Annotated in this window: 9 protein-coding genes and 1 pseudogene; 3 read left to right on the plus strand and 7 right to left on the minus strand. The window is 74.1% G+C overall.

The window, feature by feature from the left end:
- A partial coding sequence (locus G6W55_RS36075) for an FHA domain-containing protein (protein WP_175524848.1) occupies positions 1-1,045 on the minus strand: 1,045 nt, incomplete at its 3' end.
- Between the two features lie 232 nt (positions 1,046-1,277).
- Here G6W55_RS36075 and G6W55_RS39660 point away from each other — a divergent pair.
- Together G6W55_RS39660 and serB are read left to right on the plus strand one after the other, a co-directional pair.
- Positions 1,278-2,873 (plus strand): annotated as a pseudogene (locus G6W55_RS39660) (streptophobe family protein); the annotation flags it as partial.
- Positions 2,874-4,200: 1,327 nt separating this feature from the next.
- A complete protein-coding gene (gene serB / locus G6W55_RS36085; RefSeq protein ID WP_175524849.1) occupies positions 4,201-5,412 on the plus strand; it encodes a phosphoserine phosphatase SerB in 1,212 nt (403 codons plus the stop codon).
- Positions 5,413-5,484: 72 nt separating this feature from the next.
- Here serB and G6W55_RS36090 read toward each other — a convergent pair whose 3' ends face one another.
- The 4 genes from G6W55_RS36090 to G6W55_RS36100 form a co-directional block, all read right to left on the minus strand.
- Positions 5,485-6,003 carry a histidine phosphatase family protein gene (locus tag G6W55_RS36090; RefSeq protein ID WP_030790957.1) on the minus strand — a complete coding sequence of 173 codons (519 nt, stop codon included), beginning with the start codon at positions 6,001-6,003 and terminating at the stop codon, positions 5,485-5,487.
- A gap of 77 nt (positions 6,004-6,080) precedes the next feature.
- Entirely contained in the window at positions 6,081-6,290 is a 210-nt protein-coding gene (locus G6W55_RS36095) for a hypothetical protein (RefSeq protein ID WP_175524850.1), read from the minus strand.
- Between the two features lie 196 nt (positions 6,291-6,486).
- On the minus strand, positions 6,487-6,597 hold the full coding sequence (locus G6W55_RS39140) for an SGM_5486 family transporter-associated protein (RefSeq protein WP_254876575.1): 111 nt from the start codon (positions 6,595-6,597) through the stop codon (positions 6,487-6,489).
- 47 nt (positions 6,598-6,644) lie between these two features.
- Positions 6,645-8,024 (minus strand): CynX/NimT family MFS transporter, encoded by a 1,380-nt coding sequence (locus G6W55_RS36100; RefSeq protein ID WP_175524851.1) that lies wholly within the window; start codon positions 8,022-8,024, stop codon positions 6,645-6,647.
- A 70-nt stretch (positions 8,025-8,094) separates the two neighbouring features.
- Between G6W55_RS36100 and G6W55_RS36105 the strand changes: the two genes are divergently transcribed.
- A complete protein-coding gene (locus G6W55_RS36105) occupies positions 8,095-8,784 on the plus strand; it encodes a FadR/GntR family transcriptional regulator (RefSeq protein WP_175524852.1) in 690 nt (229 codons plus the stop codon).
- 43 nt (positions 8,785-8,827) lie between these two features.
- Here G6W55_RS36105 and G6W55_RS36110 read toward each other — a convergent pair whose 3' ends face one another.
- Positions 8,828-9,181: a hypothetical protein gene (locus G6W55_RS36110; protein WP_175524853.1), complete on the minus strand. Its 354-nt coding sequence runs from the start codon at positions 9,179-9,181 to the stop codon at positions 8,828-8,830.
- A gap of 126 nt (positions 9,182-9,307) precedes the next feature.
- The coding region (locus G6W55_RS36115) for an SDR family oxidoreductase (protein ID WP_175524854.1) at positions 9,308-9,629 on the minus strand (322 nt) is incomplete at its 5' end.

A 9,629-nucleotide genomic window follows, 5' to 3' on the forward strand; every position in this document is an offset into this window, starting at 1 on the left:
CCTGCGGGACCAGACCGATGCGCTGGCGCAGCTCGGCGAACTGCTTGTACAGGTTGCGGTTGTCGTAGAGGACGTCGCCCTGGTTGGCGGGACGGTAGCCCGTCAGCGCCTTGAGCAGCGTCGACTTGCCGGAACCGGACGGTCCGATGACCGCGATCAGCGACTTCTCGGGGACCCCGAAGGAGACGTCCTTCAGGATCTGCTTGCCGCCGTCGACCGTGACGGTCAGATGGCGGGCGGAGAAGGACACCTCACCGGTGTCGACGAACTCCTCCAGCCGGTCGCCGACGATCCGGAACGTCGAGTGACCGACGCCGACGATGTCGGTGGGGCCGAGGAGCTGGGTGCCGCCCTTGGCGATCGGCTGGCCGTTGACGTACGTGCCGTTGTGCGAGCCGAGGTCGCGGATCTCCATGCGGCCGTCGGGCGTCGAGTGGAACTCGGCGTGGTTGCGGGAGACCTGGAGGTCGGAGACGACCAGGTCGTTCTCCAGCGCACGGCCGATGCGCATCACCCGGCCCAGCGAGAACTGGTGGAACGTGGTGGGGCTGCGGTCGCCGTAGACCGGCGGCGCCCCCGCGCCGACGCCGGGGCCCTGACCCTGCTGCGGGATCTGCGGCGCGGCGGCCTGCGGCTGCTGCCAGCCGGGCTGCGGCGGGTTCGCGGCCTGCGGCGGGCCCCACGCCTGGTTCGCGCCCTGCGCGGCGTACGGCTGCTGCTGCGGCTGTGCGACCGGCGCCTGCGCCGCCGACACGTTGACCCGCGGGCCGTCGGTGGCGTTGCCCAGGTGCAGCGCCGTGCCGGGGCCGATCTCCAGCCGCTGGATCCGGCCGCCCCGCACGAACGTGCCGTTGGTGCTGCCGTGGTCCTCGACGACCCAACTGCGGCCGTCGAAGCTGACCGTGGCGTGGCGCCAGGAGACCCTGGCGTCCTCGAACACGAGGTCCCCCTGCGGATCGCGTCCGAGGGTGTATGGCCTGGACGGATCGAGCGTCCAGGTACGTCCGTTCAATTCCAGTACGAGTTCCGGCACTCCATGCCCCACTGAGTAGTCCCCCGAGTTACCCCCATCACAGGGAGTCTAGGGATGGCGAACATCGTCGGGAACTATTTCAGGCGCGGCCCCCTGACCGAAAGTCGGGCCTTGTGAAATGCGTGCTCCGGCTCATCGGCCGGGCCCGTTGACGGGGTTGAAAACGGCCCGGAGAGTGGTAAAGGCACGCGAGGGGGACGGAAGCGGCGACGCGCGCGCCGCACGCGTGGATCGGGGGGTCTGCATGAGTGCCGGCACAGGGGCGTACGACGACAAGGGCGCGGCGCACGGCACGCGCGTGCCGTGGCTGGACGTCCTGCTGTCCGCGATCGCCGCGGTGAGCTGGGCCCTGATCGGGATGGCCGGGACGGCGGCGCTCGGTCTGCATCTGCTGGAGGCGGACGCCTCGGCGTCGTTGGGGCCGATGACGGCGGCCGTCGTGGCCCTCGGGGCGGGCGGTTCGGTCACGCCCTCGGGCGATGTCTCGGCGTTCGGGCTGGGGGGCGCCGAGGCGAACACGGCCATCGAGATCACGCCACTGGGGGTGAGCCTGGTCGGGGCGCTGCTGCTGTCGTGGTTCTTCCTACGGTCCTTGCGCACGGCCGGAGTCGTGGTCGCACCGGCCGAACTGCTCGCCCGCGCGGGCACGGTGGTGGCGCTGTTCGTGGCGATGCTGGGCGGGCTGGCCTGGGCGGGGCACGACGTCGTCACGCTGGACGGGGGCGCGCTGGGGCTGGACGACATGCCTGGCGCGGGCGGGGGCGGCGGGGGTGGGCTGGAGATACCCGGACTTGGCGACATCGGTGACATCGGGGGGCTGCTCCCCGACCGGATCGGCGATCTCATCGACACGAAGGCGGCGGTGGGGTTCACGGTCGACACCGTGCCGACGCTGCTCGGGGGGCTCTTCTGGTCCGCCGGGATCCTGCTGATCGCCCTGCTGGCCTCGCGCCGCACCCCGCTCCCCCGCGGCTGGGCGCCGGTGCACCGGGTCGTACGGCCGGCGGTGTCGGCCCTGGTCACGGTGATTCTGGTGGCCGTGGTGGCGGGGCTCGCGGCCGCGGCGTACGCGGCGATCGGCGACGCGCATCCGAAGCGGATCGCGGGAGCGGCGCTGCTCGGCGCGCCGAACGGGGTGTGGCTGGGCCTCTCGATCGGCCTGTTCGTGCCCTGGGACGGCCGCGCCACGGGCCTCCTCACCCAGGTCCTCCCGGCCCCGCTGGACGACCTGCTCGGCTCGGGCGGGGGCCACTCGGTGACGCTGAGCCGCCTGGCCGAACTGGACGGCCGGGTATGGCTGCTGGCCGTGGGCACGGCGGTGATGATGCTGCTGGCGGGGGTGTTGGTGGCGGTGCGGACGCCGGTGGGGGGTGGGGAGGCTGGTGCCGGTGGGTTCGCGGGGGGTGGGGCCGGGGCCGGCGGGTTCGCGGGCGGCGGGGCCGGGGTCGGCGGGTTCGCGGGCGGCGGAGCCGGGGCCGGCGGGTTCGCGGGGGACGGGGGCGGTGTCGGTCGGGCCGCGGGAGGTGGTGGCATCGATGCCGGTGGGTCCGTAGGGGGCGCGGCCGGTGTCGGTGGGTTCGTGGGGCGGTGTGCCTTGCGGCTGGGCATCGTGACGGCAGTGGCGTTGCCCTTGCTGGGGTGGCTCGCGGCGGTTTCGGCGGACGCCTCCCTGTCCGTCCTCGGCTTCGACGCCTTCGGCGCGGGGATCCGGCTGCGCGGAAACGCCGGCATGGCGGTGCTCCTCGGTGCGGCGTGGGGCGCGGGGGCGGGGGCCGTGGGTGCGGTGCTGGCGCATGCCACGGGGGCGTCGGGGCGATGGGCGGCGGGGTTGGCACTGGGTGACTTGCGGGGCGGCCGTGTGGGCCTCGGGGGGCCTGCGGGCGCGGGGGGCGGAGCGGGATTGGGCTGGGGTGCGGGATCCGGGGCAGGGACCGGGCTTGGAGCGGGCGGGCAGGCCGGCCCCGGGGCAGGGCGCGGGTCAGGTGTGGGTGCGCGTACCGCACCCGGAGCAGGCGCCGGTGCACGTCCCGGGCCCGGCACGAGTGCCGGTGACGGTGCTGATTCCGGGCCGGACGCCAGGTCCGGGGCGATTCCTGGTGCCGGGGCCGGGGCGGGTTCGACCGTGCAGGTCGGGTCCGGGACAGGGGCGGGCGCGGGCGTGAATGCCTGGCCCGAGGCAGGGTCCAGGTCGGGTGCGGGTGTGGGTACCGCACCCGGAGCAGGCGCCGGTGCAGGTACCGGACCCGGCACGGGTGCCGGTGCCGGTGCCGGTGCTGGTTCCGGGCCGGGCGCCCGGCCCGGGGCGGTTCCTGGTGCCGGGGCCGGGGCGGTTCCTGGTGCCGGGGCCGGGGCGGTTCCTGGTGCCGGGGCCGGGGCGGTTCCTGGTGCCGGGGCCGGGGCGGTTCCTGGTGCCGGGGCCGGGGCGGTTCCTGGTGCCGGGGCCGGGGCGGGTTCGACCGTGCAGGTCGGGTCCGGGCCCTGGCCGGGAGCAGGAACGGGCCCCGGGGCTGGGCCCGAGGCGGGCCACAGGTCTGAGCCCGGGCCGGGAGCGGGTGTCTGGGCGGGTCCCGGTCCAGAGGCCCGGCCCGGTGCGGGTGCTGATGCGGGCCGGCCGACCGACCCCGGCACAGGGCGCAGGTCGGGTGCGGGTACCGGATCCGGGGCTGGGCCCGGGGTGGGTGCGGGTGCCTGGCCTGGGGCCGACGCGGGCGCCGGAGCCGGGGCAGGTCACGAGGTCGGCCACAGCCCTGGGCCCAGGGCAGGTGCGGGCGACGGGCCCGGAGCGCGTGCAGGTGGCGGGCCCGAAGTGGGTGCAGGTCCCGGGATGGATCCGGGCGCGGGGACCGGGGTGGGTGCAGGTCCCGGGATGGATGCGGGCGCCGGGTCCGGGCCCTACTCGCCGAATGCCTCCTATCGGGCGCCCAATCCCGAGACCAACCCCTATCTGCGGTTGCCGGACGATGTGCGGGACGCCGTGCCGGAGGGGGAGCCGGAGGATGCCCGGCCCGAGGTGGGGGATGACCCGACCGTCGGGCTGCCGCCGGGGGCGGAGGGGCCGAAGAGGGGTCGGTGAGGGTGCTTCACCCGTATGTCGCCCACTGTTCCCTGTCCGGCAGGCGGACCTGGGCGGCGCGCGGCACTGGGTGCCGGATACGGTGGGGTACATCATGAGCGCGCAGACTTCGTCCTCAGACGTCCCTACTCTCCTCGTCAAGATCTTCGGCAAGGACAGGCCGGGCATCACGGCCGGTCTCTTCGACACCCTCGCGGCCTTCTCCGTCGACGTGGTCGACATCGAGCAGGTCGTCACCCGTGGCCGTATGGTGCTGTGCGCGCTCGTGACCGAGCCGCCGCACGGGCTGGAGGGTGACCTGCGGTCGACGGTCCACAGTTGGGCCGAGTCGATGAAGATGCAGGCGGAGATCATCTCGGGCCGCGGCGACAACCGCCCGCGTGGCCTGGGCCGCTCCCTGGTGACCGTGCTCGGGCATCCGCTGACCGCGGAGGCCACCGCCGCGATCGCCGCCCGGATCACCAAGGCCGGCGGCAACATCGACCGTATCTTCCGGCTCGCCAAGTACCCCGTGACGGCCGTCGAGTTCGCGATCTCCGGTGTGGAGACCTCACAACTGCGCCCCGCCCTCGTCACGGACGCGGCCGCGCTCGGCGTGGACGTCGCCGTGGTGGACGCGGGCCTGCACCGGCGGGCCCAGCGGCTCGTCGTGATGGACGTGGACTCCACGCTGATCCAGGACGAGGTGATCGAGCTCTTCGCCGCGCACGCCGGCTGCGAGGACCAGGTCGCCGAGGTGACCGCGGCCGCGATGCGCGGCGAGCTGGACTTCGAGCAGTCGCTGCACGCGCGGGTGGCCCTGCTGGAGGGCCTGGACGCCTCGGTCGTGGAGAAGGTGCGCACCGAGGTGCGGCTGACGCCGGGCGCCCGCACCCTGATCCGGACGCTGAAGCGGCTCGGCTATCAGGTCGGGGTCGTCTCGGGCGGGTTCACGCAGGTCACCGACGATCTGAAGGAGCGGCTGGGGCTGGACTTCGCCCAGGCCAACACGCTGGAGATCGTCGACGGCAAGCTGACCGGGCGGGTCACCGGCGAGATCGTGGACCGGGCGGGCAAGGCGCGGCTGCTGCGCAGGTTCGCCGCCGAGGCGGGCGTACCGCTCTCGCAGACCGTGGCGATCGGCGACGGCGCCAACGACCTGGACATGCTGAACGCGGCCGGTCTCGGTGTCGCCTTCAACGCCAAGCCGGTCGTCCGGGAGGCGGCGCACACGGCGGTGAACGTGCCGTTCCTGGACACCGTGCTGTATCTGCTGGGCGTCACCCGCGAAGAGGTCGAGGCGGCGGACACCCACGACGAGGGCTGAGCGGGGCGAGGGCCCGGCGCCGGACGTGGCGGCCGGGCCCTCGTGCGTGCGGGTCTCAGCAGGGCTGCCGGTTCACTCGAACGGCGCCCAGAAGTCGACCAGGGTGCCCCCGGCCGGTTCCAGGGACTTCCAGGAGCCGTCGAAGGTGAGGACGGCGAAGGAGGCCGCCGGGAAGCCGTGGCGGTTCATCCGGCTGCCGGCGTCGCCCTCGACGGAGCCCGCCAGGATGTCGGCGAGGCCGTGGACGCCGGGGTTGTGGCCGATCAGGACGAGGTCACGGACGTCTTCCGGGGTCTCGTTGAGCAGGGTGATCAGTTCGCCCGGGGACGCCTCGTAGATCCGCTCCTCGTAGACGGTTCTCGGCCGGTGCGGCAGCTCGTGGACGGCGAGCTTCCAGGTCTCGCGGGTGCGGACCGCGGTGGAGCACAGGGCCAGGTCGAAGGAGATTCCGGTCTCGGCCAGCCTGCGGCCGGCGGCTGCCGCGTCCAGGCGGCCCCGCTCGGCGAGCGGCCGCTCATGGTCGGTCTCCTGTGACCAGTCGGCTTTCGCATGGCGGAAGATGACGATCCTGCGGGGTTCTGCGACGCTCATGGCTCCCAGCTTCGCATGAAACAGGCCATGGGGCGCAGGGAGTTGACATGCGGCTTTCGCGCCTCTCGGGGCCTCGGCTAGCGCGCCACCAGCTCGCGCACCCGCTCGACGAGCTGGGTGATCGCGGGGTCGCCGCCGGCCGCGTGGGCGTCGGCCGGGTTGAGTATCAGCGCGAGCAGGGCGACGAAGGCGAGGGTGGGCAGGGCGAGGGCCCACCAGGGCAGCCGGGTGCCGGCGCCGCACCGGGCAGCGGCCGGGTGGGGCCGGGTGTGCGACTGGGCCGGCATGGGTGCCTCCGCGGGTCCTCGAGGGGTCCGTGGCCGCGTCGTGCGGTCACATCTCGAAGGTACGGACGACGGGGCCCCGGGCCCATCCGGAGATCCACCCACTTGACCCTGACCCTCGCCCCCTAGGGGACAGGGGGGTTAACCCCACCCCGGCCCTCCAGGACGAGACTCCGGGCCCTCCTGGGGCGGGCAGTCGTCAGGGCGAGGCGATCGTCGCGATGACGGCGATGATCACGAAGATGGCGAGGAACGAGCCGAAGACGAGCAGCATCTTCTTCTGGCCGTTCTGGGGGTTCGGGTCGAGCATGGCCCCAGTGTCCCACCCCGCGCGCGTACCGCCCGCGCCGGGGGGCGTCAGCGCGCCGCGGTCTCGTCCTCCACCGTGCGGTCGCGGCCCGCGAGGACGCCGACCACCGTCTGCGGGATCATCAGGGCCGCCATCAGCGCCAGCGGCAGTCCCCAGCCGCCGCTGTGCTGGTAGAGCACGCCGACCAGGAGCGGGCCGGGGATCGAGATGAGGTAGCCGGTGCTCTGGGCGAACGCCGACAGCCGGACCACCCCGGCCCCGGTCCTGGCGCGCATGCCGACCATGGTGAGGGCCAGCGGGAAGGCGCAGTTGGAGATGCCGAGCAGCAGGGCCCAGGCCCAGGCGCCCGCGGCGGGCGCGAGGTACAGGCCGGCGTACCCGGCGAGGCCGCAGACGCCGAGCACGACGACGATCGGGCCCTGCCGGGGCAGCCGGGTGGCCAGGCGCGGGATGACGAAGGACAGCGGCACGCCCATCACCATGGTGACGGCGAGCAGCAGTCCCGCGGTGGCGGCGGGCACGCCCGCGTCCCGGAAGATCTGTGCCATCCAGCCCATGGTGATGTAGGCGGCGGTGGCCTGGAGCCCGAAGAACACGGCGAGCGCCCAGGCGGTACGGCTGCGGGTGATGGGCAGCGGGGGCCGCGCGGCGGGGTCCTCGGTCGCGCCGGGAGCGGTGCGCGCAGGGTTCTCCGCACCCGCACCCGCACCCGCACCCGCACCCGCACCCGCACGCGTGCCCGGCTCCCGCCCCCGCCGGACGAACGGCAGCCAGGGCAGCAGGGCGGCCGCGGCCAGGCCCGCCCAGACGGCGAGGCCGGTGCGCCAACTGCCGCCCAGGGCATCGGTCATGGGGACGGTCACCGCGGCGGCCGTGGAGGTGCCGAGGGCGAGGGCCATGGAGTACAGGCCGGTCATGGAGCCGACCCGGTCGGGGAAGTGGCGCTTGACGATGACCGGCATCAGGACGTTGCTGACGGCGATGCCCATGAGCGCGAGGGCGCTGGCGGCCACGAACCCCGCCGTACCGCCCGCGTACGGCCTGATGGCCAGGCCCGCGGCGATGGCGGCCATCCCGGCGCACACCACGGCGGCGGGCCCGAAGCGGCGGGCCAGACGCGGGGCGGTGATGCCGAAGACGGCGAAGCAGAGCGGGGGCACCGAGGTGAGCAGTCCGGCCAGGCCGGCGCTCATGCCGAGCCCGTCGCGGACCTCTTCGAGGAGGGCGCCGAGGCTGGTGATGGCGGGGCGGAGGTTGAGGGCGGCCAGCACGATGCCCGCCATGAGCAGCCGGGCCGTCCACGCGCGCGTAGACGGGTGCGGGGACGGGTGCGCGCCGTCGCCCGCGGCCGGGCCGCCGGGCGGGGTCCGGCGTATCGGGGTGGACGTGCTGGTCCGGGTCTCCTCGCGTGCCATGCCGCCCATCATAGAATCATGGGATGATTGGTTGTCCAGGGTCGGGCGCGCCCGATCCGTCCCGTCCGTGCGAAGGTGTGCCATGGCCCTGAGTCACCCCCGCCGCTCGGCGCTGTCCGAGCAGGTCATCACCGCGCTGCGCCAGCAGATCACCTCGGGCGAGTGGCCGGTCGGCGCGCGCATCCCGACCGAGCCCGAGCTGGTCGAGCAGCTCGGCGTGGCCCGCAACACGGTCCGCGAGGCCGTCCGCGCGCTCGCGCACAACGGCCTGCTGGACATCCGGCAGGGTTCGGGGACGTATGTCGTCGCGACCAGTGAGCTGGCCGGTGTGATGCACCGCCGTTTCGCGGACGCCGACCCCCGGCACATCGCCGAGCTGCGCGCCACGCTGGAGTCGAGCGCGGCGCGGCTGGCGGCCGAGCGCCGCACCGAGAAGGACCTCAAGCAGTTGGACGCGCTGCTGGTGCGGCGCGAGGAGGCGTGGGAGTCAGGGGACGCGGAGGCGTTCGTGACGGCCGACGCGACCTTCCACCTGGCGGTGGTGGCCGCCTCCCACAACGACGTGATGACGGCGATGTACGCCGATCTGGGCGAGGTGCTGCGGGACTGGCTGCGCGACGACGTCGGCGAGGAGCTGACGCCGGAGACGCACATGGACCACGCGCGGCTGGTGGACGCGATCCGCGCGGGCGACACGGAGACGGCGGCGGCCGAGGCGGCCGGCTATCCGTTCCTGTGCCGCCCGGGACGCCTCAGCCCTTCCGGCGGCTGACCCAGCCCTTCCGGTGGCCGGCTCAGCCCTTCCGGGGGCCGGCTCAGCCCCTCTGGTGGCTGACCCAGGCCGAGCGGACCTCTTTCCAGCAGCGGCCGGTGAGCCGGACGGTCACCGCGGGGCCGGCGTCGGTGGGCGCCCCGTCGGAGTCGAGGTCCCACCAGCGGTCGCACTCGATGTGCAGCCGGACCCGGTCGGTCTCGGCGTAGGCGTTGTGGCAGTAGGCGACGACATGGGAGCCACGGACGGTGGTGCGGCACTCCGCGCCGAACGGTTCCGGCCGCGCGGCCGGTCCGGCGGGCTCCACACGCGCGTGGGGAAGCGCCTCGTACGGCAGACAGAGGACGAGGGCGACAGCGACGGTGGCTGCTGGGGCGAGGCTACGGAACAGGCGCACAAGGGAACCTCCTCGGCAGAGCTGGGGAGGGGAGCATGTGGGTGAACGCGTACTCCAAGCGTGCCCGTCCGGGGCCGTGCCCCGCCCGGCCTGATAGGCCGGACGGGTGACACGGACAGGGGGACGTCAGGCGCCGATGGCGTGCAGTCCGCCGTCCACGTGGATGATCTCGCCCGTGGTCTTGGGGAACCAGTCGCTCAGGAGAGCGACGACGCCCTTGCCGGCCGGCTCCGGGTCCTTCAGGTCCCACTCCAGCGGGGCGCGGGTGTCCCACACGGAGGCCAGCTCGCCGAAGCCCGGGATGGACTTGGCGGCCATGGAGCCGATCGGGCCCGCCGAGATGAGGTTGCAGCGGATGTTCTGCTTGCCCAGGTCACGGGCCATGTAGCGGCTGGTGGCCTCCAGGGCGGCCTTGGCCGGGCCCATCCAGTCGTACTGCGGCCAGGCG

The sequence above is a fragment of the Streptomyces sp. CAI-85 genome, from assembly GCF_013363615.1.
GTDB classification, from domain to species: domain Bacteria; phylum Actinomycetota; class Actinomycetes; order Streptomycetales; family Streptomycetaceae; genus Streptomyces; species Streptomyces antibioticus_B.